The following is a 22,000-nucleotide window of genomic DNA, read 5'->3' on the forward strand; positions in this document are numbered from 1 at the left end:
CAGCGTGCACTGTTCAACAAGCGCTGCATGCGATCAGGAGCCGCATCCCCGGCCGCCTCCGCCAGCTGCCAGCCGTTCTTGCGCTCGATCGGAGCCAGCAGCCCCAGCAGGTACGCCCGCGCCTGCCCGCGCGGTTCCACCCGCCCGAACCGTCCCGCCACCCGCGCGAACAACACATCCAGCCCGGCCACCCACTCCTGAAGGTCGCCCGCGGTCAGCTCATCCGACATGATCTAGAACTATAGATCACAAAACCTGGCTGTAGTACTAGGGTCGGGACGTGACGGCGCTCGTACTGCTCGACGTCGACGGAGTGCTCAATCCCATGCGGCGCTCCTCTCCGCGCTTCCGCCGCTTCGTGTGCGTGCTGGAGAGCGAGACGTGCCGCCTGCTCCTCGACCCCCGGCACGGAGCGAAGCTGAGAGCACTCGAACGCACGGCAGGCGGGTCACGGATGTGACGACGCGGGAGATACGAGCTGGCCAGGGGGTGGACTCTCAGGGAATTCCCCGGATCCATGGGTAATGTCGCAGGCCATGACATGGCAGCGGAGGATCAACGGCGCACTCGTCAAGTTCACCGGAGTCCAGCTCACCCGTGCCCGGCCCGCCGCGACGTCGTCCCCTGAGGAGCGGGCCCCCGCCCCCGCGCCGGACGAGCTGGTGCGCCCGCCGGCCGACCCGCGGGCGGATCGGCTGCTGGTGGCGCCGGTGTTCGTCATGTCGCCCGTACGGTCGGGCTCCACCCTGCTGCGATCGATGCTGAACGCCCACCCCGAGCTGCACGCCCCGCACGAGCTGCACGTCAGGAGGCTGACGGTGGGGTTCGGCACGACGCTCTCCCGCAAGGCCATGGAGGCCCTCGGCCACAACCAGGCCGACCTGGAGCACATGCTGTGGGACCGGGTGCTCCACCGGGAACTGGTACGCAGCGGCAAGCGGACGATCGTGGACAAGACCCCCGCCAACGCCTTCGCCCACGCCCGGATCGCCGCCTGCTGGCCCGACGCCCGGTACATCTTCCTGCTGCGTCACCCCGCGTCCATCGCGGCCTCCTGGTACGAGGCCGACCCGGTCAAGCGCACCCGTGAGGAGGCCGCGTCCGACGCGCTGCGCTACATGAAGGCGGTGCAGCGGGCCAGGAAGGCGCTCACCGGCCTGACCGTGCGGTACGAGGACCTCACCGCCGAGCCGGAGAAGACGACCCGCGCGATCTGCGACTTCCTCGGCATCCCCTGGGAGCCCGGCATGCTCGCGTACGGCGAGCAGAAGGTCGTGCAGAAGGGCCTCGGCGACTGGAGCGACAAGATCCGGTCGGGCCGGGTCCAGCCGGGACGCGACCTGCCGGGCCCGGACGAGATACCCGACCTGCTGAAACCCATCTGCCGGAGCTGGGGCTACCTGCCGAAGGAGAACGAGCGGTGAAGATCCGCTACATGCTGCTGCACGCCTACGGCATGGGCGGCACGATCCGCACCGTGGTCAACCAGGCGAACGCGATGGCCGCGCTCGGCCACGAGGTGGAGATCGTGAGCGTGGTGCGGCGCCGGGACGAGCCGCAGTTCCGCCTGAACCCGGCCGTCACCCTCCGCACACTGGTGGACCAGCGCGCGGGCGTGCGGACCGACTCCCTCGGCCGCCGCGTCTGGCGGCGGCTGCGCGGCAAGATCGTGCCGTTCGGCGAGTACGCCGCCGCCTACTTCACCGAACGCGTGGAGAAGGCCGCCATCGACTACGTCGCGTCGGTCGAGGACGGCGTCCTCGTCACCACCCGCCCGGCGCTGAACCTCATCTCCGCGCGCCGCGCCGGCCCCGGCGTCGTACGGGTGGCGCAGGAGCACATGAACCTCGGCAGCTATCCCGAGACGCTGCGCGCGGAGATCGCGCGATACTACGGCGCGTTCGACGCGATCGCGGTGCTGACGGACAGCGACCGGCGCGACTACGAGGCGATGCTGCCCGGCACGAGGATCGTGCGGATCCCCAACGCGGTCCACTCGGTGAACCAGACGCCGTCCCGGCAGGACCACCCGGTGATCGTCGCCGCCGGCCGCCTGGTCAAGCAGAAGGGCTTCGACCTGCTGCTCCCGGCGTTCGCCCAGGTGGCCAGGGAGCATCCGGAGTGGCGGCTGCGGATCTTCGGCACCGGCCCGAAGAAGGCGGCGCTCCGCGCGCTGATCGGCGAGCACGGGCTGTCCGCCCACGTGACGTTGATGGGCCGGACCAACCGCCTCGACGACGAGCTCGCCAGGTCCTCCGTCTACGTGCTGAGCAGCCGTTTCGAAGGACTGCCGATGGTCATGATCGAGGCGATGACCCACGCCCTGCCGATCGTCGCCTTCGACTGCCCGACAGGCCCCCGCGACGTGCTGACCGACGGCGAGAACGGCCTCCTCGTGCCGGCCGCGGACGTGGACGCCCTCGCCGCGGCGCTCAACCGGCTGATCGCCGACCGTGACCTGCGCCTGCGCATGGGCTCCGCCGCCGCGGCCACCGCCCGGGAGTACGCCCCGGAGAACGTCATGCCGCTGTGGGACGACCTGTTCACCGAACTCCTCCACACCAGGACGGGCAGCGACGCGCACGCGCGGCGATGACCCGGCTCACGGACGGACGGCGCCGGTCAGCCGGTCTCCCAGGGAGCTGCGGCGGTACAGGACCTTCCGCCCGTCGCGGGCCCGGGTGACCAGGCCCGTGGCGTACAGCACACGCAGGTGCTGGGACACGGCGCTCGGCGTGACCCCGAGGCGGCGGGCGATCTCGACGGTGGGCAGCGGCTCGCCGAGCAGGCCGAGCAGCCGCGCCCTGGGCGCGCCGAGGAGCGACACGAGAGCCGCGCCGGCGGGGACGGGCTCCGGCGCCCAGAGCGTCGCGAGGCCACGGCTGGGATAGACCAGCGAGGGAGGCTCCTCCGGGATGACCGGGGGCGCGGGCTTGTGCGCGAACACGGAAGGGACGAGCAGCAGCCCACGGCCGGCCGCCGCGACGCGGAAGCCACCGATCACTCTGTCGATGTGCAGCACCCCGTCCTCCCATCGCAGGTTGGGGTGCATGCCCGCGAACAGCAGGCGGGCGCCGCCCACGGCCAGCTGCCGCGCCCGGTAGGTCATGTCGGCCTCCAGCACCAGCCGCGCCCGTGGCCACAGCGGCTTCACCGCGATCTCCCAGTATCGGCGCAGGACTTCACAGACGGCGTCCCTGAGACGGGCGACCGGCGCGTCGTCGCCGCCGGCGGCGTCGCGCAGCGGCCCGGGCAGCGGATCCGGCGCGTGCGCGGCGAGCAGGTCACGGCGGACCAGATCGGGAGAGGTCCGGCCCACGACCGCCAGTTCCTCCTCGAAGTCCGGGTCGAAGGTCGCGGGCCTCGGCGTCAGGAAGCCGGGAAGGGTGTGCCTCTTCGCCACCAGCGACATCAGCAGGCCCGTGTCGAGCCCGCCGATCCTGCCGAGAACCGACCCGCGCCACGGGAGATGCATCGGAGACAGGCCCGGATCGCGGAGCACCCGCAGGCTGAGCACCGTCTCGGTGAGAGGCGAGAGGGCGAACCTGGTGTCCGCGAGGTCCTCCACGCCGAGCACGAAACTGATCATTAAGTCATACGCTACATCGATTGGCGGGGGAAGACCCTCGGCGTGGACTTCGGTCCATGACCTCCACACCCTCTGAACCACCTGCGGCCGTCGCCGTGAGCGGCGCGACCGGGCGACGGCGGGGCAGGCCGGTGGCCGGGGCATGAGCCGCCGGATTCTCGTCGTCCTTACCGTGACCTGCGCGGTGGCCGTGGGCAACGTCTACTTCCCTCAGGCGATCGGGCCGCTGGTCGCCGCCGGGCTGCGCCTGCCCCCCGACGCGGGCGCCCTGGTGGTGACCGCCACCCAGGCCGGCTACACGGCCGGGATAGTCCTGCTCGTGCCGCTCGGCGACCGTGTGCCGCACCGCCCCTTCCTCGTCTCCCTGCTCGCGCTGACCGGCCTCGGCCTGCTCGCCGCGGGCTGCGCGCCGGCCCTGCCGCCCCTCGTCGCCGCGAGCGCTCTGGTCGGCCTCACCACCGTGGCCGCGCCGGTCGTCGCCCCGCTGGCGGCCGGTCTGGCCGCCGCCGGCCGCCGGGGAGCGGTGATCGGCACCCTGCTGAGCGGATCGACCGGCGGCATGCTGCTGGCCCGCACCTTCAGCGGGGGCCTCGGCGAATGGCTGGGCTGGCGGGCGCCGTACCTGGTCGCCGCGGCCCTTGCGCTGTTCCTCGCGGTGGCGCTGGCCGTCACGGTGCCGGTCACGGCCGCGTCCTCCCGCCAGCCGTACCCCGCGCTCCTGGCCGAACCGCTGCGCTTGCTCCATGCCGAGCCGGAGCTGCGCCGCTCCTGCGTCTACCAGGCGGCCGTCTTCGCGGGCTTCTCGGCCGTCTGGACCTGCCTGGCGCTCCTGCTCACCGGCCCGGCGTACGGCCTGGACGCCCGGGCCGTCGGGATGCTCGCCCTGGTCGGCGTGGCGACCATGCTGTGCACCCCCGTCGCCGGCCGCCTGGTGGACCGCGTGGGACCGGACCCGGTGAATCTCGTCTGCATGCTCGGGGTGCTCATGTCGGCGGCGGTCCTCGCCGCCGGGTCGCTCGGCGGCGTGCCCGGACTGGCCGCGGTGACTCTCGGCACGCTGCTGCTCGACGTCGCCATGCAGTGCGGCATGGTCGCCAACCAGGCCCGGGTCTACGCCCTGCGTCCCGACGCCCGCGGCAGGCTCAACACCGCCTACATGACCTGCGCCTATCTCGGCGGCAGCGCGGGATCCTGGCTCGGCGTACGCGTCTGGGACGCGGCCGGCTGGCCGGGCGTCTGCGCGCTCGTCGCGCTCCTCGGCGCGCTCGCCCTGGCCCGCCATCTCCTGGCCCTCGCCCATCGGCGATAACCGGTTGCCCACGTCGGCCGGGACTGACGAGACTCGGCGAGATGGAAGTTCCCTACCGGCAGATCCGGGCCGCCTACACCGAGGAGGCCGTCACCGTCTACCAGGCGCACGACCCCGCCGTCGCCGACCGGGCGGTCGCCGCGCAGCGGTTCGTGCCTCCGTTCAAGCGCGAACGGATGACCTGGGTCAAGCCTTCGTTCCACTGGATGATGTATCGCAGCGGCTGGGCGGCGAAACCGGGTCAGACCCGCGTGCTCGCCATACAGGTCAGCCGGGACGGGTTCGAGTGGGCGCTCGCCCATTCATGTCCCAGCCATCCCGGTCCCGGCGAGGACCAGAGGACGTGGGCCACCCGCCTTCGCGAGAGTCCCGTCCGGATCCAATGGGATCCCGAGCGCGACGCGCGGCTGCACCCGCTGCCGTACCGGTCGATCCAGATCGGCCTGTCCGGGGAGGCCGTGGACCGCTACGTCGACGAGTGGATCGTCTCCATCGCCGACATCACCGCCGCCCTCGGCGCGATCCGCGCCGGTGCGGTCGCGCCGCCCGCCGAACGGCCCTATCCGCTGCCGTCCAGGCTCGCCGGCGTCATCGGCGCCTCGCCGGACGCCGACGACAGAGCCGGCCGTCGCTGATCACTCGTACGGGCGGCCGGCCCGGCGGCTTCCGCGTCAGGTCAGCCGGCCGACGTGGGCGAGGGCCTGCTTGAGCAGCACGCCCTGGCCGCCGGTCATCTCCTGCTGCACGATCGGGGAGGCCGCCTCCTCGGGCGTGAACCATTCCAGGTCGAGCGCGTCCTGCCGGGGCCGGCAGTCGCCGCGCACCGGGACGATGTAGGCCAGCGAGACCGCGTGCTGGCGCGGGTCGTGGAACGGCGTGACCCCGGGCGTGGGGAAGTACTCGGCCACCGTGAACGGCGCCGGGGAGACCGGCACGCTCGGCAGCGCCACCGGCCCGAGGTCCTTCTCCAGGTGACGCAGGAGCGCGTCGCGGATGCGCTCGTGGTAGTACACCCGGCCGGTAACCAGCGCCCGGCTCACGGTTCCGTCGGGGCCGATCCGCAGCAGCAGGCCGACACGGGTCACGGTGCCCGTGTCGTCCACACGCACGGGCACGGCGTCCACGTACAGGATCGGCATGCGGCCCCGCACCGACTCGATGTCCTCGGGGGCGAGCCAGCCTGGCGTCGTTTCGGTCATTTCGGTCACGGAACGATCGTACTTGCCCAGGCGAGGGGTGGTTCCCCACATCGGCGACCTCGTGGCCGCGCGCCGCGAACCGATCTTGTCGGTGCCCGCTTCTAGGGTGCCGATCATGACGAACCCCTGGGACGCGGTCCGTGCCGGAATAGCCGCCGGCGACGCCTCCGCCGTCGCGGCCGCCGTGCTGGACCTCGACGACGACGCGCGCCGCGAGGTGGCGCGGGAACTGCCCGGACATCTTCCCGCCGCCCGCGAGGCCGGGGTGCGCGAGGAGAGGAAACGGGAGCAGGCGCGTCAGGCTCTGTGGGAGGAGCTGTACGAGCGGGCGGCGCGGACGGGCCGATCGGTCTACGACTTCGCCGAGGCCGACGCCATGGACGAACCACAGGTGGGGAACCGCTGGATCGAGCCCATGCGGGTCGCCGGCGCCGCGGTTCTCCCCGGCGCCGCGGCCGTCGCCACCTGGCTGAACAGGCGCGACTTCGACCGCGGGTGGGAGCCCGCGGACACCGACGACGTCCCGCTGATCGCCGCGGTCGTGGCGGCCAGGCCGCTGGAATGGCGCAGGGATCTCGCCGTACGGCTGGCGCGGCGGTTGCGCGGCACCCGCCCGCGGCCCGACCGGCGGGTACGGCTGGCCCTGCGGCTGCTGCGCGAGAGCGGAGCCGAGCCCCCCGAGCACGATCCCCTCACCCTCGCCTGGGTCGCGGCGACCCCCTCGGGCGATCTGCCGGCGGATCCGCTGCTGGACGCGATGCTGCCGAGGCTGTTCGGGGCCGAGGGCGTGGGCAGGCTGCTCCGTGCCCACCGGAACTGGCCCACCGCGCTGGCCGCCATGGCCCGCGACGGCCGGATCAAGCGCGACGCCCTGCTCGACGGGTGCCGCGGCCGGTTCCTGCGCGGCGGCCAAGCCGCCGACCAGCGCTTCTTCGTCCTCCTGCACGACCGGCTCGACCCCTCGCCCGAGGAGATCGCGCCGTACGTGCGTGACTATCTGGCGTTGCTCCCGGCCGCCGCGGCCAACGTGGCCGACCTCGCGCTCCGGCAGATCCGCCGCCTGGGGCCGATCCCGCCCGAGCAGGCGGGTGAGGCCGTCGAAGCGCTGCTGTTCCGTGCCGAGGGCAGCCTGGTGCGGGCCGGGCTGATCTGGCTCGACCGGTTGCTGAAGGACCCCGCCGGAGACGTCGACGCCTACGCCCCCGCGCTGGCCATGGCACTGGCCGCCGCACTGGGCACCGCGTCGGGTGACGCCCGGGAGCGGGCCGTGAAGCTGGCGACCAAGCATGCGGAGCGGTTCACCCCGGTGGGCGCCGAGATGATCAGGGACGCGGTCGCGGCGTTGCCCGCCCACCAGGGAGCGCGGCTGGCGGCGGTCTTCGGCGGCGAGGTCGCGCCGGAGCCGGAGCCCGCTCGGTTCGTCCCCGTGCCGCTCCCCTCGGTCCCGGAACCCGCGCGCATGCCGCCCGCCCCCGGGACGCCGGAGGAACTGGCCCGGATCACGCTGTCGGAGTACGACTGGCTCGCCAACGAGAGATGGCTGGACGGCTTCGTACGGCTGGCGGCCCGGCACCGGACCGACGCCGAGCGGGACCGGCTGCTCGCCGCGCTGGCTCCGCTCGCCCGTCACTGGAGTCGCAGCCACCCGTGGACACCCTGGTGGGACACCGCCGACTGGGCCGCGGCGATGGCGAAGGAGCTGACCGAACCGGGTGCGTGGCGCCGGGCGCACCCGCAGGGCACGGAGACCGTCGCGGAGCGGCTCCCGGACATGAAGCACGGCGCGGGCGCGAGGGTGTGGACGCTCATGCGGTACGCCGAGGTCTACCAGGCCCAACTCGAAGGCCGCCTGCCGTCGTACCTGCTCGGCACGCCCACCCGCGCGAACGGGCTCCTCGATCCGGAAGCGCTGGTGGAGCGGATCGAGGGCCACGAGCGCGACGGCGTGGAGGCGCTGCCGCTGGACCTGCGGCAGGCTCTGCTCCGGGTCGGCCGTACCGTCTCCGGCGAGGTCGCCGCGCGTGCCGCGGCTCTGACGAGCCCGGCAGGGCGGACGGTCGCCCGGTGGCTCACCGACCGCCCCGCCGAACCGGAGGTGATCCTGCGCTGGGGCACCCACCAGGGCGACGTCCGCGTCTTCTCGGAGTTCGTGTGCGGACCGGAGTACCAAGAGGTGCTGGGCGATCTGCTCACTCCCCGGTTCCACGACGAGGCGTGCGAACGGCTGCTCGCGGTGCTCGCCGGGCACCGCGAACTGGCCGCCGCCCGGTAGGCCTGGACACTGCACTCGTTCTGGCCCCTCAACAAGCCCACGCTCGCCGACCTCGAACTGCTGGTCACGGCCGACGGCCCCGCCGGGCAGGGCGTCGCGCTGATCATGGCGCACTACCTGCTCGCGGGCCCGGCCGGCGGAGCCGTAGGGCCGCTGCTGCGCCTGGCCGCCACCGGCGGCCTGCCCGGCGAGGAACTCGGCAGGCAGGCCGCCGTCCTGCTGGCACGCGGGCCCGACAGTCTCAGCGGGCTCGTGGAGGCGCTCCGGGCGGCGGCCGAGCGTGGGGCGCACCGGGAGGTGTGGGAGATCCTGCGGGGCCTGCTGCCCGGCTACCTGCCGGGCCCCGGCGGGCGGGCCACCTCCGTGCACACCCGGCTGATGGGGTTCGCCGCCGACGTCGCCGAATGGGCGGACGCCCGGGGCGATCTCCCCGTCATCGCCGAACTGGCCGGTCGGCGCCGGGTGAGCGAACTCGTCCGTCAGGCGCGCCGGCTGCACGAACAGCTTTCCGGTGGCGACAACGCCTCTGCCTTTACGTTGTAGATTCAGCCGGGCCGGTACGGGCCGTGATCCGCTTCGTGCGGGGGACCGAGCGGGCGAGTGCGGGGTGCGGCTCACGCCGCTCCAGCCAGTGGGTGGCCGACAGGGTCGCACGTTCGATCATGTCGGCCGTGGCGCGGAAGTCGACGGGCAGCACCTCGACCGGACAGAGCGGCGGCAGCACGTGGAGGCGGGTCCGCCGCCTGTTCTGCCTGATCGAGGCGCTGACGCGCTGCTCGCTGAGCAGGTTGTATCCGTGCAGGGCCATGGCGATCGCCGTCGACGGCGCGTCCGGCAGGTGAATCCGGGCGCCAGCAGGTACGCCTCGTCGGCGCCCGCGTCCACCGCGTAGTCGAGGGTGGTCAGGTCCGCGACGCCTCCGTCCATGAGGATCCGATCGCCGATCGTCACGGTGGGATACAGGGCCGGGATCGCGGTGCTGGCCAGCAGAGCCGGCAGCGCGGGCCCGTGCGACAGCACCACCGGCCGCCCCGTCCGGACGTCCGCGGTGAGCACCGAAAGCGGCGTCCGCGTCTCCTCCAGGGCGCGGATCGGCAGAACGCGTTCGAGGAACCGCCGCAGGGCCGAGTTGTCGAACAGGTAGTTGCGACGGCCCAGCACGGCCGCGGCCAGCGTGGCCGGATTGAGCGGGAAGGTGTAGTTGAGCACGCCCAGCGCCTGCAGAGCTCCCCGCAAGGGGTGGAAGGGCAGGTTGCCCGCCAGCGTGCGGAGCACGTCGGGCCCGCTGACCGGGTAGACGTCGTGGCCGCTCACCGACAGCCACAGCCGGGCAAGCTCCTCCACTCCTTCGGCATCCGGGCGGGAGGCGTAGTAGGCGCCGTTGAGCGCCCCGATCGAGGCGCCGACCACCATGTCGGCGTGGATGCCATGAGCGGTGAGCGCGCGGAGCATGCCGACCTGCGCGGCCCCCAGGCTGCCGCCGCCCCACAGGATGAACGCCGTCGTCATCGGCCGCTTCCCCACACTCCCCCGGCCCGGTCTCCCTTCCTACCCGTACGCCCTCGTTTCACCCGCTATAGGCGGAGACCCCGGACCACCGCGAATCCCTCCACCCGGGCGCTATCCGCGGAACCCGCACGGCATGAAAGTGGAACGAGGCATTTCGAGCAGTTCCAGCGAAACCTCGAGTACGCCCGGCAACTCGTCGGCGGCGGCCGCAATCTGGAGCGGCTCGCGGTCGGCTCCTTCGACGTCACCGACCTCTACCGCGCCGCCTGGTCCCAGGCCGTGGCGGCCCTTGACCACTGGGTCACGCGCGAGATCATGGATCGGGCGTTGGCCCTCGCGCTCAGAGCGTCTACACCAGCCCCGCGAAGTCCGTCCTGGCCGTCAACTTCGGGTCCGTACGCCATCACGGCGCATCGCGTGAACGCATGGCACGGCTCGCCGGGAAGCTCAGCGTCCTTCCGGGGTCGGCCCGTCTCCGCGACCAGCTCGAATCCGCCGACTACGAGAAATACCCGTCGTTGCAGCCGCGCGCCCTCGCGCGCCCGGAGGCGCGGGAGATCATCATCGCGACCCTGAACGAGTTCCTGGCCGGCGGAATCTCCTCTGACGCCGCCGGCTGACGAGCCCCGGCTTCTCGCCACCACATGGCAAGCTGTTCGCACGCCCAGCCACAGACGTGACCAAGGGAGCGGCCTTGCGGCCATATCAGGGCTTGGTGCCCGCCCTGCCCCCGCCGTACACCATGCGCCAAGCCGGCCCTGACGACGCCGGCACCGTCCTGGCCCTGCTCAACGCCTCCGCCGCCTGGATATACGAGCGTGATCAGGGCGACGGCTGGCCCAAGGCCGGGTTCGGCCTGGACCGCGTCACCCCCGGCATCACCAGTGGCGCGATCCGGCTGGTCGAGCACTCCGGCCGCTGGCCGCAGGCCACCTTGGCCGTCGACCAGTGCCCCGACCCCGAGTTCGGCGCGGCCGGCCTCGACCCCGTCGAGGACAAGGCCCTGATCCTGCACAGGCTCGCCGTCGTACGCCCCCACCCGCACCAGCCGCCCGGCTGGGACGTCCCCACTCCGCCGTCGGGCACCCTGGGCCGGCTCCTGATCGAGTGGACGGTCCAGCACGCCCGCCGTCAGGGCTTCCCGTGGGTGTGGCTCAACGTCGCCCGCGAGGCGATCCCGCTGCAGGCGTACTACGCCCGGTGCGGGTTCGAACACATCACGACCGTCGCACTGCCCGGCCGCCGGTCCGGCTCACTGTGGCGCCGCCCCACCACAGCCCACTGACCCGCGCGGATTGCCGGGACCTGGACGCCACCGTGGCAGCCGGGTGGATGGCGGCCAAGGCGTAATCAGCGGACGGGGAGGCCGGTGACGGCGCGGCCGATGATGAGACGCTGGATCTCGGAGGTGCCCTCGAAGATGGTGTAGATCTTGGCGTCGCGGTGGAAGCGCTCGACCGGGTGCTCGCGGGTGTAGCCGGCGCCGCCGAGGATCTGGATCGCCTGCTCGGTCACCCAGACGGCGGTCTCGCTCGCGACCAGCTTGCTCATCGATCCTTCGGCCTGCTCGAACGGCCGGCCCTGGCGGGCCATCCAGGCGGCCCGCCAGGTCATCAGCCGGGCGACGTCCACTCGGGTGGCCATGTCCGCGAGCAGGAACGCGACGGCCTGGTTCTCGCCGATCTTGCGGCCGAACTGCTCGCGCTCCCCCGCGTAGTCGCGGGCGTACTCGAAGGCGGCGCGGGCGATGCCGACGGCCATCGCGGCGACCGTGGGGCGGGTGGTCTCGAAGGTGCGCATCGCGGCCTGCCCACCGGCCCGCGCGCCGGCGCGTACCCGGGCCAGCCTCTCGTCCAGTTTCTCCTTGCCGCCGAGCAGGCACCGGCCGGGCACCCGTACGTCGTCCAGGATCACCTCGGCCGTGTGCGAGGCGCGGATGCCGTGCTTCCTGAACTTCTGGCCCTGCGACAGGCCCGGAGCGCCGGGCGGGACCACGAAGGACGCCTGACCCCGCGTGCCCAGCGACGGGTCGACCGAGGCCACGACGACGTGGACGGAGGCGATGCCGCCGTTGGTCGCCCAGGTCTTCACGCCGTTCAGGACCCACTCGTCCGTCGCCTCGTCGTAGACGGCCCGCGTCCTGATCGCGCCGACGTCGCTGCCCGCGTCCGGCTCTGAGGAGCAGAACGCGCCGAGCCTGACGTCGTCGGGGGTGCCGAACATCTCGGGCAGCCACTCCCCCATCTGCTCGGGGGTCCCGTTGGAGGCGAGGGCGGCGGCGGCCAGGCCGGTGCCGACGATCGACAGGCCGATCCCGGCGTCACCCCAGAACAGCTCCTCGAACGCCACCGGCAGGCCGAGCCCCGACTCCTCGAACCACTGCTGGGCGAAGAAGTCCAGCGAGTACAGCCCGATCTTGGCGGCCTCCTGGATCACCGGCCAGGGTGTCTCCTCACGCTCGTCCCATTCCGCGCCGGCGGGTCGGATGACGTCCCGGGCGAACTCGTGGACCCAGTCGCGCACCTCGCGGACGTCGTCGCTCAACTCGGGGCAGAAGGTCATCGGGGGCCTCTCCTCTCCACAGTGTTACCAACGGTAACACTCCAAGGGGGCGCCACTCAGCGCAGGCGGGACGCGTACTGCGGGACCGTCTCCATCGGCGGCCGCTCGGCCACCGCGACGTCCCGGGTGACCGCGCGGTGCCCGGCGTGGCCGCGCTCGAACTGCACCAGCCGGGACGACGGCTCGTGCAGCGGAATGATCCGGTCCTGGCGTTCCAGACGGGCCCACGCGGTGTGCATGATCTGCCCGGCCATCCGGCCGAGCGCCTCCGTCGACTGGTGCGAGTGGATCCGGCGGCCCAGGTCGACCTGGGCGAGGGCGTCGAGCCCCACCTGGTCGAGCAGGTCGATGAGGAGCCCCAGTTCCACGCCGTACCCGGTGACGAACGGCACCCGCTCCAGGACCGCGCGGCGGCCGGCGTACTCGCCCGCGAGCGGCTGCACGAACCCCGCGAGCAGCGGCCAGTGCAGGTTGAGCAGCGGCCGGGCGACCAGCTCGGTGACCCTGCCTCCCGCGTTCGGCTCGGCCGCCCCGAGGAGCGGCCGGTCGTAGCACGCCTTCACGTACGCGACCGAGGGGTCGGCCAGCAGCGGCCCCAGCAGGCCGGTCACGAACGAGGTGCGGAACTCGCGCAGGTCCGCGTCGACGAACACCACCAGGTCACCGGTGGTCACCGCGAGGGACTTCCACAGCACCTCGCCCTTGCCGTCGTAGCGCGGGTCGTGCAGCTCGGGAAGGATCTCGTCCTGCGCGAAGACCTTCGCGCCGGCGCGTAACGCCCGCACCGCCGTGTCGTCCGCCGACCGGGAGTCGATCACGACCAGCTCGTCCACCAGGGGGACGGCCTCCACCAGCTCGCGGCGGACGGCGGCGACGATCTCCCCGACCGTCTCCGCCTCGTTCCTGGCGGGCAGCACCACCGAGATCCTGCTGTCCCCCTTGGCGGACAGCAGGGCGCGGACCGGCCAGTCCGCCGCCGACGAGGTACGCCGGGCCAGCCAGGCCTCCACCTCAGGCAGCACGCGCTCTCCCCCCGTCCGCCGCATCCGACAAGGCTCACCTTATGCGGCGGCCGGACGACGCGATCAGGACGAGTCCTCCTCCCAGCGCGAGCACCCCCGCCACGCCGTACATGAGGACGGCGAAGCCGTACGGCGCGGCGGCCGAGGCGGCGACCGGGCCGAGGCTCGCCCCGGTGAACAGGAAGAACGTGAACAGGGAGACGGCGGTGGCCCGCGCGGGGCCGGCCAGCAGGCCCACGGTCTCGATGACGGCGGGGGCGGTGACGCCGATCGCGAAGGCGAAGGCGGCCAGCAGCACCGCCAGCGCCGCGACGCCGGGGGCGGTGAGGCCGACCACCAGTGCGATCACCGCGGCGGCGCCGAGCATCACCGCCGCCCGGCGGGCCGGGGAGAACCGCGTGAGGTACGGCGTCGCGAACGGGATCGCGGCGATCGCCGGCAGCGCCGTGGCCCGCAACGTCAGCAGCGCGGAGGGGTCGCCGGCGATGCCCGCGGGGCCCTCCAGCTGCAGCGCGGTGTAGAGGGCGACGAACGCGCCGAGCACCGTCAGCGTGGCGGCGTACATCAGCACCAGGCGCGGGTCGCGCAGCAGGACCGGCACGGCGGCGTAGGGGTTGCCGCCCGCTCCACTGGCGGTGTCGGGCAGCATCACCCGCCGCAGCACCACGGTCATGACGGCGAACGCGGCGCCGCCGAGCAGGAACACCGGCCGCCATCCGAGCAGGTCGGCGAGGGCCTTGCCGGCGAGCTGGGCCACCACGGCCGAGGCGAACAGCGCGCTGACCACGGAGGTCATCGTCACGGCCCGGCGGCGGGGCTCGACGCGCTCGGCGATGTACGCGAACGTGGTGGGGGCGAAGACGGCGGTGGTGACTCCCTCGGCCACCCGCAGGGCGAGCGCCGCCCCGGGTCCGGGGCTCAACGCGACCGATGCGGTGGTCACGGCCGTGGCCGCCATGCCCCAGGTCATCACGCGGCGCCTGCCGTACAGGTCGGACAGCGGGCCGAACAGCAGGAAGCCGCCCGCGTAGCCGAGGCCGAACGCGCTCACGAGCCAGGTCAGGACCGCGGCGGGGGCACCCCACTCGGCCGACATCCGGGCCAGCAGGGGGATCACGACGTAGAGGTGCCCGGTGGCGAGGAGCCCGGCCGGCACGAACGCGGCCACGGTGCGTCGCGGCGGCGCGTAGGCCGTGGCGGCGGCAGCGGGTGGGCGGAGGGCGGACGTCGATGTGCTCATGGCTGGGGACGGTAGCCAACCAACCAGTTGGATGTCAACCAACTAGTTGGTGGCTGGCTCGGTATGCTGGGCGCGTCAGCTCTCGGACACCCTCGGCTCCTGAAACACCGTCCATCGCGCTCATGAACACGGAGGAAGGCCGAATGCCGCCCCGAAAAGACGTCAAGGACCCCACCGCCGCCACCAAGGCCGCCCTGCTGGAGGCCGCGCGCGCGGAGTTCGCGGCGTACGGCGTGGCGGGCGCCCGGGTGGACCGCATCGCCGACCGGGCGGGGGTCAACAAGGAGCGGATCTACGGTCACTTCGGCAGCAAGGAGAAGCTGTTCGACACCGTCGTAGCGGCGGCGCTGGACGAGATGACCGAGGCCGTCGCGATGCCCGGCGACGACCCCGCCGACTACGTGAGCAGGCTGTTCGACTACTACGCCGCCCACCCCGACGTCGTACGGCTGATGATGTGGGAGGCGCTGCACTACCGGAGCGAGGACGCCCTGCTCCCGGGCCAGGAGCGCCGGGTGGACAAGTGCCGGTCGAAGACCGTCTCACTGGCCGCGGGTCTCGGCCGGGAGCCCGACGCGGCGATGGCCCGCACGCTGTTCACGCTCATCGGCATGGCCATGTGGCCGAGCGCCATGCCGCAGCTCGCGAGGATCACGGCCGGCGAGGACGCGACGACCCCCGAGGGCCGCGAGGCGCTGCGCGGGCACCTCATGGCGTTCGTCCGCGCCGCCGTCCGGGACTGACGGCAGTCGACCCAGGGGAATCCCGCTACCGCTCCGGCGCGACATGCCTGCCGACGAGTTCCAGCAACGACCCGTGCGTCTCCCGACCCACGCCACGGCGGCTCAGGCCTGGGTGGCGTGGCGTTCGAGGAAGGCGTACACGTCGGCCTCGTCGACACCGGGGAACGAGCCCGGCGGCAGCGCGGCCAGCACGTGGGAGTTGGCGCGGGCCGAGGGCCAGGCGTAGCCCTCCCAGCGCTGCGACAGCTCGGCGGGCGGGCGGCGGCAGCACTCGCCGGTCGGGCAGTTCGACCTGGTGCGGTGGGTGGTCTCCCGGCCGCGGAACCACCGCGACTCCCGGTACGGCACGCCGAGCGTGATGGCGAAGTCCTTCTCCTGCGACGGGTCCACGTGGGCGACGCAGAAGTACGTGCCGGTGGGCGAGTCGGAGTACTGGTAGTACAGCGAGAACCGGTCGGGCGAGTGGAACACCTGGCGGCCCGACCACTGCCGGCACAGCCGCTGGCCCTCGATCGCCCCCTGCTCGTCGGCGGGGAAGACGATGCCGTCGTTCTCGTACGCCTTGTAGATGATCCCTCCGGCGTCGTTGCGCACGAAGTGGCAGACGAGGTCGAGATGGCGGGTGGCGAGGTTGGTGAACCGGTGGGCGGCCATCTCGTAGGACACCGCGAAGACGTCGCGCAGGTCCTCGACCGACAGGGCGCGGTCCTGCCTCGCCTCCCGCAGGTACGGCACGGCCGCGGCCTCGGGGACGAGGACGGCGGCGGCGAAGTAGTTGGCCTCCACCCGCTGGCGCAGGAAGTCGGCGAAGTCGCGCGGCCGGTGATGCTGGAGCGCGATGTGCCCGAGCGCCTGCAGCAGCACGGTCCGGGGCGTGTGCATGCCGAGCTGCTGGCGCTTGACGTAGATACGGCGGTTGCGCAGGTCGGTCACCGAACGGGCCGACCTCGGCAGATCGGGCGCGGACCGCACGGCGAACCCGAAGTGGGACACCAGCGCCTGGACGGTGCTCTCCGACAACGCGCCGGTGCGGTAGCCCACTGCCGTCAGCGCGTCGGCGGCGGCCTTCTCGATCTCCTCGAAGTAGTTGCCCAGCTCCCGCTGCGTCCGCCGTAGCTCGGCGTTGGCGGCCCGCGCCTCCTCCGGCGTCGCCGTGCCCTTGGCCTCCCTGGCGCGCAGCTCCTCGTACAGGCCGAGGATGTGCTCCAGCACGTCGTTGGGCACCCGCGCGGAGACCTTGAGCCGGCTCAGCCCGAGGCTCGCGTACAGCGGGTCGCGCTGGGCCTCCTCCAGGGCGATCTCCAGCTGCGCCCGCCGGTTCGGCGCCTGCCTGCGCAGCAGTTCCTCCACCGGCACGCCGAGCGCGGCGGCGAGCGACTTCAGCAGCGACAGCTTCGGCTCGCGCCTGCCGTTCTCCAGCAGGGAGAGCTGGCTGGGCGCGCGGCCGACGCGGTCGCCGAGCTCGGAGAGCGTCAGGCCGCGCTGCTTGCGCAGGTGCCTGAGCCGCTGGCCGAAGGCCAGTAGATCGAGCTCGTGCGTCAAAGACAGCGGTTCTTCGCCCAGCGCGGAGGTCATGCCCCGATCCTACGCGGAAAATCCGCGATTCTTCCACGCCGAAGTGATCTTCCGTACACGTATTGGTCTAGTCCATAGGGAAAACTTGACACTTCTTCGCAATGGAATACTCGCCAGTTTCATCGCAACGAGAAAAATCCTCACTCTTTCCGAGCAAGCCGTCTTGCCTGGTCTCTTGATATCGACACAAACTCGGAAGCAAGCCCCAGGTGACGACGGAGTACGCAACAAGGGAGTGAACGGGATGTCGGATCGGCTCACCTCGGCCGCCGAGCGGCTACAGCACGAATGGGACACCGACCCGCGATGGCGGGACGTCCGGCGGACGTACTCCGCCGAGGACGTCGTCCGCCTGCGCGGATCGGTGCGAGAGGAGCACACGCTGGCCCGGCTCGGCGCGGAGCGCCTGTGGCGCCTGCTCCACAGTGAGGACTACGTCCACGCCCTCGGCGCGCTGACCGGCAACCAGGCGGTGCAGCAGGTCAAGGCGGGCCTCAAGGCCGTCTACCTGTCGGGCTGGCAGGTGGCGGCCGACGCCAACCTGAGCGGTCACACCTACCCCGACCAGAGCCTCTACCCGGCCAACTCGGTCCCCGCGGTGGTCCGCCGGATCAACAACGCGCTGCTGCGGGCCGACCAGATCTCCTGGGCCGAGGGCGAGGAGGACGCGCCGCACTGGCTCGCGCCCATCGTGGCCGACGCCGAGGCCGGGTTCGGCGGCGTGCTCAACGCGTTCGAGCTGATGAAGGCCATGATCGAGGCGGGCGCCGCGGGCGTGCACTGGGAGGACCAGCTCGCCTCCGAGAAGAAGTGCGGCCACCTCGGCGGGAAGGTGCTCATCCCGACGGGCCAGCACGTCAAGACCCTGAACGCGGCCCGCCTGGCGGCCGACGTGGCGGGCGTCCCCACCCTGGTCATCGCGCGGACCGACGCCCAGGCCGCGACGCTCCTGACCAGCGACGTGGACCCCCGCGACCAGGCCTTCACCACCGGGGACCGCACGGCCGAGGGCTACTACCGGGTCCGCAACGGGGTCGGCGCCTGCGTCGCCCGCGGCCTCGCCTACGCGCCGTACGCCGACCTGCTGTGGATGGAGACCTCCACCCCGGACCTCGACGTGGCGCGCGAGTTCGCCGAGGCGATCAAGCGGGAGTACCCCGACCAGATGCTGGCCTACAACTGCTCGCCGTCGTTCAACTGGCGGGGGCACCTGGACGACGCGACGATCGCCAAGTTCCAGCGCGAGCTGGGGCACATGGGATACAAGTTCCAGTTCATCACCCTGGCGGGCTTCCACTCGCTGAACTACTCGATGTTCGACCTCGCCCGCGGCTACGCCGACGAGGGCATGACGGCGTACGTGGGACTGCAGGAGGCGGAGTTCGCCGCCGAGCGCCGCGGCTACACCGCCACGCGCCACCAGCGGGAGGTCGGCACCGGATACTTCGACCTGGTCAGCACGGCCGTCGCGCCGGACTCCTCCACGACGGCCCTGAAGGGCTCCACGGAGGAGGCGCAGTTCGCCGCGACCCGCTGACGGAAGCGGGAGCGCCGGCGCACACCGGGCCCGCACCGGGCCCGCACCGGGCCCGCACCGGGCCGGCAGCCGGGGCCCGCCGTGGACTCTCTCACCTCTGTACGAGCGCCCTCACGAGGACCCGTACGAAGGGGAGCAGGAGCCGCGGCGGGCCCGCCCCCACCAGCGGCACGCCTTCGACTGGCACGCCTTGAACCGGCACGGCTCAGCGCGGCGCGCGGGCGTACCAGCGGCCGTCCAGGGAGTCGATGCGCAGCCGCCGCCCGAAGCAGTCCGACAGGTGCGTCTCGGTGAGCACCTCCCCGACCGGACCGGCGGCCAGGATCCGGGCGTCCCGCATCAGCAGCGCGTGCGTGGTGGTGGCGGGCACCTCCTCCAGATGGTGGGTGACCATCACCGTGGTGAGGCCCTGCCGGGCCCGGGCCAGGTCCTCCAGCGCCTCGATCAGGTCCTCCCTGGCCGGCAGGTCGAGGCCCGCGAACGGCTCGTCCAGCAGCAGGATCGCGGGGTCGGCCATCAGCGCCCGGGCGACGCGCACCCGGCCCCGCTCCCCCTGTGAGCACACCTGGAACCTCCGGTCGGCGAGGTCCTTGCAGCCGAGGTCGGCCAGCAGGCGGTGGGCCCGCTCGCGCTCCTCGTCGCCGTACCGGTCCCACAGCGGCGCGCTCGTCCCCGTGTGCCCGGTGAGGACGACGGTGAGGGCCGTCGCGCCCTCCTCCTCCAGCAGCGTCTCGTCCACCAGCCGCTGACTGGCGGCGACCAGGCCGATGCTCCGTCGCAGCTCCCGCAGGTCGGTGCGGCCGAGCCGCCGCCCGAGCACCGTCGCGGTCCCGGAGGACGGGTGCCGTACGGCCGCGGCGACCGAGAGCATCGTGGTCTTCCCCGCGCCGTTGGGCCCGAGGATCACCCAGTGCTGGCCGTGCTCCACCCGCCAGTCGGCCGCGGCCACGAGGGTGCGGCCGACCACGCGAACGGTCACGTCGTCGAGTTCGAGAGCTGCGTCCATGACCCCAAAGCATGGGGCATGGACGCGCCTGCTCACGACGCCGTCCCAGGAAGTGGACGGCTCAGGGCCAAGACGGCGCGGGGGTGGCGACGACCCCCGGCGGCTGGCCGGCCGGTGACTGGCTCGCCGTCGGCTGGCCCGGACTCGGCTGGGGCGACTCCCCGTCCCCCCACTGCGGCTCGGTGGTGATCCCCGGCGACGGCGGCGGAGAACTCGGCTGCTCCGGCGGGGAGGGCCGCCCGGGACCGCAGTCTCCGTGCCGCCCGGGCGCACAGTGCCCCTCCGGCGGGGGACGCAGCGTCCCGCCGTCCGACGGCGGCGAGGGCACCGCCGTGGCCCGTTGCTCGTCCGGGGTCGCCGGCGCGGACGGCGGCATCGTCCGCGTCGCCGTCACCGTCGCCCTCGGCCGGCGGGCGCTGACGGGCAGCACCGGCGGCCGGGAGGTGCTCAGCACGTCCGGCGGCGGCGTGGCGCCGTCCTCGGGGATCACCACGGGCCGCGCGGGCGGCGGGTCCGCCGTGCGGTCCATGCGGGCCGCGCCGGTGCCCGCCGCCACCACCGTCACCGCGGCGATCGCGACGGTCGCGAGCGCCGCGAACCCCGCGTGGGAGGCCTGCGCCCCCGCCTGTGCCCTCGACCGGCCCGTCGACCGCGCTGTCGATTGGGCCGCCCGCCGCCGCCCGGCCCTGCCGGGCGGCGGTCGTTCGCCATCCGGTCGGCCGTCCTGACTGCGTACGGCGGCCGTTCCGCGGGCGCCCGCCGGGTAGGCCACGGGCTGCCAGATCTCCTCCAGCACCGCGGCGACCGCCCGCCGCGGGTCGGCGGTCGTGTGGACGCCGCCCGCCGCGAGCAGGGAGGCCAGCAGCCGGGCGGCGTCCGGACGTTCGGCGGGGTCACGCCGCAGCGCCGCCGCCACGTCGTCCCGCAGCAGCCTCGGCACCGGCGAGACCCGCGGCTCCTCCACCAGGATGCGCCGGGTCAGCGTCTCGGGGTCGCCCGCGCCGAACGGATGCAGCCCGGTCGCCGCGAAGGCGACCAGGCACCCCCAGGAGAAGACGTCCGAGGCGGGGATCGCGGGACGGCCCCGCAGCCGTTCCGGCGCCACCCACCCCGGACTGCCCATGATCTGCCCGGCCTGCGTGTGCGACATCGCGACGTCGAGGTCGCGAGCGATCCCGAAGTCGATGACGAACGGCCCGCGCGGGGACAGCAGCACGTTGCCGGGCTTGAGGTCGCGGTGGACCAGCCCCGCCTCGTGGGTCGCCGCCAGGGCGGCGGCCGCGCCGAGTGCCACGCCGTACGCGAGGTCGGGGGTGAGCGGGCCGTACGCCGAGACGACCTGGGAGAGCGCGGGGCCGGGGACGTACTCGGTGACGATGTAGGGGCGGTCGCCGTCGAGACCGTCCTCGACGAAGGCGGCGGTGCAGAACGGCGCCACCCGCCGGGAGAACTCGGCCTCCTCGGCGAATCGGGCCCGCAGCGTCGGGTCCGACAGGTGGACCGGGTGCGGCGTCTTCAGCGCGACGTATCCGCCGCCGGGATGTTCCGCGAGGTAGACCACGCCCATGCCACCGGCGCCGAGCCGGCCGAGGAGCAGGTAGGCCCCGATGATCACCGGGTCGCCCACGGTCAGCGGGCGCACCCCGGGTGGCATACCGTTCCGGGGGCCCGTTCCGCCACGTGCCATACGGAAGCTCCCTCTCTCGCGGAAGTGCCGCACAGCAACTGTGGCCGTTTGGAACGCGCCATGCGGTCAACTGACCACAAGCGGCATGAGAGGTAAGCCCAATGGCACCCCAAAGTAAGGCGCGAGCAAAGCCCCAGGTCACACAGGTCCCATTCGCCACAGAAGCGGCCGGTCAAGGCTTCTCGGAGGCCACAGTGCCCTGATGGCGTGAGGCCGAGACGTGAACAGCAGGGCCGGCACGCCTGCCGTGCTTGTCCAGCAGCGCTACTGCCCGTACCGTCCATGAGCGATAGCCAACCGTGCGGCGACGCCCTCGGGGAGCGCTCACTGGGTCTGCATCTGTGCAAACTGAACCGCGCCGAGTTTGATGGAGGCTGATGATGTTCACCGGCTTTCGTGGAGTCCCTTTGGTTGACTGGCATGCCTGGACCCCCGAGAGAGGTCAGCATGCCGAGGAGCTATCCCCCCGAGTTCCGTCGTAAAGTCCTGGACCTGCTGAAGGCGGGCCGGACCGTGCAGCAGGTGGCCGCCGATCTGCAGATCAGCGACCAGACCATCTACAACTGGCGCAGACAAGAACGCATCGACGCGGGCCTGGAGCCCGGCATCACCTCCAGCGACCTGGCCGAGCTGGTGGCCGCCCGGCGCCGGATCGCCGAGCTGGAGACCGAACTGGCAGTGACACGGCGGGCCAGTGAGCTGCTGCGAGAGGTGGTGTCCCCAAAAGGCGGTTCGAGGCCATCGCGGTGA

21 protein-coding genes and 1 pseudogene are annotated in these 22,000 nt (G+C 72.8%); 12 read left to right on the forward strand and 10 right to left on the reverse strand.

What is annotated here, in order from left to right:
• Nucleotides 1–230, reverse strand: a pseudogene (locus tag HHX33_RS15125) (IS701 family transposase); the annotation flags it as partial.
• Nucleotides 231–280: 50 nt separating this feature from the next.
• On the opposite strand from HHX33_RS15125, the gene HHX33_RS15130 reads away from it, so the two are divergent.
• The 3 genes from HHX33_RS15130 (at nt 281) to HHX33_RS15140 (ending at nt 2,596) form a co-directional block, all read left to right on the forward strand.
• A complete protein-coding gene (locus tag HHX33_RS15130; protein ID WP_182875157.1) occupies nt 281–460 on the forward strand; it encodes a hypothetical protein in 180 nt (59 codons plus the stop codon).
• A 76-nt stretch (nt 461–536) separates the two neighbouring features.
• The gene (locus tag HHX33_RS15135; RefSeq protein ID WP_182875158.1) at nt 537–1,424 is read left to right on the forward strand and encodes a sulfotransferase family protein; all 888 of its coding nucleotides are present in this window, start codon (nt 537–539) and stop codon (nt 1,422–1,424) included.
• Nucleotides 1,421–2,596 carry a glycosyltransferase family 4 protein gene (locus tag HHX33_RS15140; protein WP_182875159.1) on the forward strand — a complete coding sequence of 392 codons (1,176 nt, stop codon included), beginning with the start codon at nt 1,421–1,423 and terminating at the stop codon, nt 2,594–2,596. The genes HHX33_RS15135 and HHX33_RS15140 overlap by 4 nt, the downstream gene beginning before the upstream one ends.
• Nucleotides 2,597–2,602: 6 nt before the next feature.
• On the opposite strand, the gene HHX33_RS15145 is transcribed toward HHX33_RS15140, so the two are convergent.
• A complete protein-coding gene (locus tag HHX33_RS15145; RefSeq protein WP_182875160.1) occupies nt 2,603–3,589 on the reverse strand; it encodes an ArsR/SmtB family transcription factor in 987 nt (328 codons plus the stop codon).
• Between the two features lie 142 nt (nt 3,590–3,731).
• Here HHX33_RS15145 and HHX33_RS15150 point away from each other — a divergent pair, with 142 nt between their 5' ends.
• Together HHX33_RS15150 and HHX33_RS15155 are read left to right on the forward strand one after the other, a co-directional pair.
• A complete protein-coding gene (locus tag HHX33_RS15150; protein WP_182875161.1) occupies nt 3,732–4,898 on the forward strand; it encodes an MFS transporter in 1,167 nt (388 codons plus the stop codon).
• Nucleotides 4,899–4,939: 41 nt separating this feature from the next.
• Nucleotides 4,940–5,533 carry a DUF4291 domain-containing protein gene (locus HHX33_RS15155; protein WP_182875162.1) on the forward strand — a complete coding sequence of 198 codons (594 nt, stop codon included), beginning with the start codon at nt 4,940–4,942 and terminating at the stop codon, nt 5,531–5,533.
• Nucleotides 5,534–5,569: 36 nt separating this feature from the next.
• On the opposite strand, the gene HHX33_RS15160 is transcribed toward HHX33_RS15155, so the two are convergent.
• On the reverse strand, nt 5,570–6,097 hold the full coding sequence (locus HHX33_RS15160; protein ID WP_111699495.1) for an NUDIX hydrolase family protein: 528 nt from the start codon (nt 6,095–6,097) through the stop codon (nt 5,570–5,572).
• A gap of 115 nt (nt 6,098–6,212) precedes the next feature.
• On the opposite strand from HHX33_RS15160, the gene HHX33_RS15165 reads away from it, so the two are divergent.
• Together HHX33_RS15165 and HHX33_RS15170 are read left to right on the forward strand one after the other, a co-directional pair.
• Nucleotides 6,213–8,369, forward strand: a complete 2,157-nt coding sequence (locus tag HHX33_RS15165; RefSeq protein ID WP_182875163.1) for a DUF6493 family protein — start codon at nt 6,213–6,215, stop codon at nt 8,367–8,369.
• A 105-nt stretch (nt 8,370–8,474) separates the two neighbouring features.
• Nucleotides 8,475–8,912 carry a hypothetical protein gene (locus HHX33_RS15170; RefSeq protein WP_182875164.1) on the forward strand — a complete coding sequence of 146 codons (438 nt, stop codon included), beginning with the start codon at nt 8,475–8,477 and terminating at the stop codon, nt 8,910–8,912.
• Nucleotides 8,913–9,029: 117 nt separating this feature from the next.
• Here HHX33_RS15170 and HHX33_RS15175 read toward each other — a convergent pair whose 3' ends face one another.
• Nucleotides 9,030–9,878, reverse strand: coding sequence for a patatin-like phospholipase family protein (locus HHX33_RS15175; RefSeq protein ID WP_182875165.1), 849 nt, complete (start codon nt 9,876–9,878; stop codon nt 9,030–9,032).
• A 425-nt stretch (nt 9,879–10,303) separates the two neighbouring features.
• On the opposite strand from HHX33_RS15175, the gene HHX33_RS15180 reads away from it, so the two are divergent.
• Together HHX33_RS15180 and HHX33_RS15185 are read left to right on the forward strand one after the other, a co-directional pair.
• The gene (locus tag HHX33_RS15180) at nt 10,304–10,498 is read left to right on the forward strand and encodes a hypothetical protein (protein ID WP_182875166.1); all 195 of its coding nucleotides are present in this window, start codon (nt 10,304–10,306) and stop codon (nt 10,496–10,498) included.
• Nucleotides 10,499–10,593: 95 nt separating this feature from the next.
• The gene (locus HHX33_RS15185) at nt 10,594–11,163 is read left to right on the forward strand and encodes a GNAT family N-acetyltransferase (protein ID WP_182875167.1); all 570 of its coding nucleotides are present in this window, start codon (nt 10,594–10,596) and stop codon (nt 11,161–11,163) included.
• A gap of 65 nt (nt 11,164–11,228) precedes the next feature.
• Here the strand turns inward: HHX33_RS15185 and HHX33_RS15190 are convergent, their stop codons facing one another.
• From HHX33_RS15190 to HHX33_RS15200, 3 genes are read right to left on the reverse strand one after another with little or no spacing between them, the layout of a single operon-like run.
• Nucleotides 11,229–12,440: an acyl-CoA dehydrogenase family protein gene (locus HHX33_RS15190; protein ID WP_182875168.1), complete on the reverse strand. Its 1,212-nt coding sequence runs from the start codon at nt 12,438–12,440 to the stop codon at nt 11,229–11,231.
• Nucleotides 12,441–12,496: 56 nt separating this feature from the next.
• Nucleotides 12,497–13,462 (reverse strand): glucosyl-3-phosphoglycerate synthase, encoded by a 966-nt coding sequence (locus HHX33_RS15195; protein ID WP_310741382.1) that lies wholly within the window; start codon nt 13,460–13,462, stop codon nt 12,497–12,499.
• A 34-nt stretch (nt 13,463–13,496) separates the two neighbouring features.
• Nucleotides 13,497–14,702 (reverse strand): MFS transporter, encoded by a 1,206-nt coding sequence (locus HHX33_RS15200; RefSeq protein WP_182875170.1) that lies wholly within the window; start codon nt 14,700–14,702, stop codon nt 13,497–13,499.
• A 143-nt stretch (nt 14,703–14,845) separates the two neighbouring features.
• Between HHX33_RS15200 and HHX33_RS15205 the strand changes: the two genes are divergently transcribed.
• The gene (locus HHX33_RS15205) at nt 14,846–15,445 is read left to right on the forward strand and encodes a TetR/AcrR family transcriptional regulator (protein WP_182875171.1); all 600 of its coding nucleotides are present in this window, start codon (nt 14,846–14,848) and stop codon (nt 15,443–15,445) included.
• A 102-nt stretch (nt 15,446–15,547) separates the two neighbouring features.
• Here HHX33_RS15205 and HHX33_RS15210 read toward each other — a convergent pair whose 3' ends face one another.
• The gene (locus HHX33_RS15210; RefSeq protein ID WP_259402501.1) at nt 15,548–17,020 is read right to left on the reverse strand and encodes a helix-turn-helix domain-containing protein; all 1,473 of its coding nucleotides are present in this window, start codon (nt 17,018–17,020) and stop codon (nt 15,548–15,550) included.
• 244 nt (nt 17,021–17,264) lie between these two features.
• Between HHX33_RS15210 and aceA the strand changes: the two genes are divergently transcribed.
• Nucleotides 17,265–18,557: an isocitrate lyase gene (gene aceA, locus HHX33_RS15215; protein ID WP_182875172.1), complete on the forward strand. Its 1,293-nt coding sequence runs from the start codon at nt 17,265–17,267 to the stop codon at nt 18,555–18,557.
• A 205-nt stretch (nt 18,558–18,762) separates the two neighbouring features.
• Here the strand turns inward: aceA and HHX33_RS15220 are convergent, their stop codons facing one another.
• Nucleotides 18,763–19,563 (reverse strand): ABC transporter ATP-binding protein, encoded by an 801-nt coding sequence (locus HHX33_RS15220; RefSeq protein ID WP_182875173.1) that lies wholly within the window; start codon nt 19,561–19,563, stop codon nt 18,763–18,765.
• Nucleotides 19,564–19,624: 61 nt separating this feature from the next.
• Entirely contained in the window at nt 19,625–21,205 is a 1,581-nt protein-coding gene (locus HHX33_RS15225; RefSeq protein ID WP_182875174.1) for a serine/threonine-protein kinase, read from the reverse strand.
• Nucleotides 21,206–21,697: 492 nt separating this feature from the next.
• On the opposite strand from HHX33_RS15225, the gene HHX33_RS15230 reads away from it, so the two are divergent.
• Nucleotides 21,698–22,000 (forward strand): transposase, encoded by a 303-nt coding sequence (locus HHX33_RS15230; protein WP_182875175.1) that lies wholly within the window; start codon nt 21,698–21,700, stop codon nt 21,998–22,000.

Source organism: Microbispora sp. H10670 (assembly GCF_014161385.1).
Lineage (GTDB): Bacteria > Actinomycetota > Actinomycetes > Streptosporangiales > Streptosporangiaceae > Microbispora > Microbispora triticiradicis.

Excerpts from the sequence above, each read along its gene's own strand:
- HHX33_RS15220 (WP_182875173.1), bottom strand. The coding sequence starts at position 19,563 with ATGGACGCAGCTCTCGAACTCGACGACGTGACCGTTCGCGTGGTCGGC.
- HHX33_RS15135 (WP_182875158.1), top strand. The coding sequence starts at position 537 with ATGACATGGCAGCGGAGGATCAACGGCGCACTCGTCAAGTTCACCGGA.
- HHX33_RS15155 (WP_182875162.1), top strand. The coding sequence starts at position 4,940 with ATGGAAGTTCCCTACCGGCAGATCCGGGCCGCCTACACCGAGGAGGCC.
- HHX33_RS15205 (WP_182875171.1), top strand. The coding sequence starts at position 14,846 with ATGCCGCCCCGAAAAGACGTCAAGGACCCCACCGCCGCCACCAAGGCC.
- HHX33_RS15210 (WP_259402501.1), bottom strand. The coding sequence starts at position 17,020 with ATGACCTCCGCGCTGGGCGAAGAACCGCTGTCTTTGACGCACGAGCTC.
- HHX33_RS15150 (WP_182875161.1), top strand. The coding sequence starts at position 3,732 with ATGAGCCGCCGGATTCTCGTCGTCCTTACCGTGACCTGCGCGGTGGCC.
- HHX33_RS15165 (WP_182875163.1), top strand. The coding sequence starts at position 6,213 with ATGACGAACCCCTGGGACGCGGTCCGTGCCGGAATAGCCGCCGGCGAC.
- HHX33_RS15230 (WP_182875175.1), top strand. The coding sequence starts at position 21,698 with ATGCCGAGGAGCTATCCCCCCGAGTTCCGTCGTAAAGTCCTGGACCTG.
- HHX33_RS15200 (WP_182875170.1), bottom strand. The coding sequence starts at position 14,702 with ATGAGCACATCGACGTCCGCCCTCCGCCCACCCGCTGCCGCCGCCACG.
- HHX33_RS15170 (WP_182875164.1), top strand. The coding sequence starts at position 8,475 with ATGGCGCACTACCTGCTCGCGGGCCCGGCCGGCGGAGCCGTAGGGCCG.
- HHX33_RS15175 (WP_182875165.1), bottom strand. The coding sequence starts at position 9,878 with ATGACGACGGCGTTCATCCTGTGGGGCGGCGGCAGCCTGGGGGCCGCG.
- HHX33_RS15180 (WP_182875166.1), top strand. The coding sequence starts at position 10,304 with ATGGCACGGCTCGCCGGGAAGCTCAGCGTCCTTCCGGGGTCGGCCCGT.
- aceA (WP_182875172.1), top strand. The coding sequence starts at position 17,265 with ATGTCGGATCGGCTCACCTCGGCCGCCGAGCGGCTACAGCACGAATGG.
- HHX33_RS15145 (WP_182875160.1), bottom strand. The coding sequence starts at position 3,589 with ATGATCAGTTTCGTGCTCGGCGTGGAGGACCTCGCGGACACCAGGTTC.
- HHX33_RS15160 (WP_111699495.1), bottom strand. The coding sequence starts at position 6,097 with ATGACCGAAACGACGCCAGGCTGGCTCGCCCCCGAGGACATCGAGTCG.
- HHX33_RS15190 (WP_182875168.1), bottom strand. The coding sequence starts at position 12,440 with ATGACCTTCTGCCCCGAGTTGAGCGACGACGTCCGCGAGGTGCGCGAC.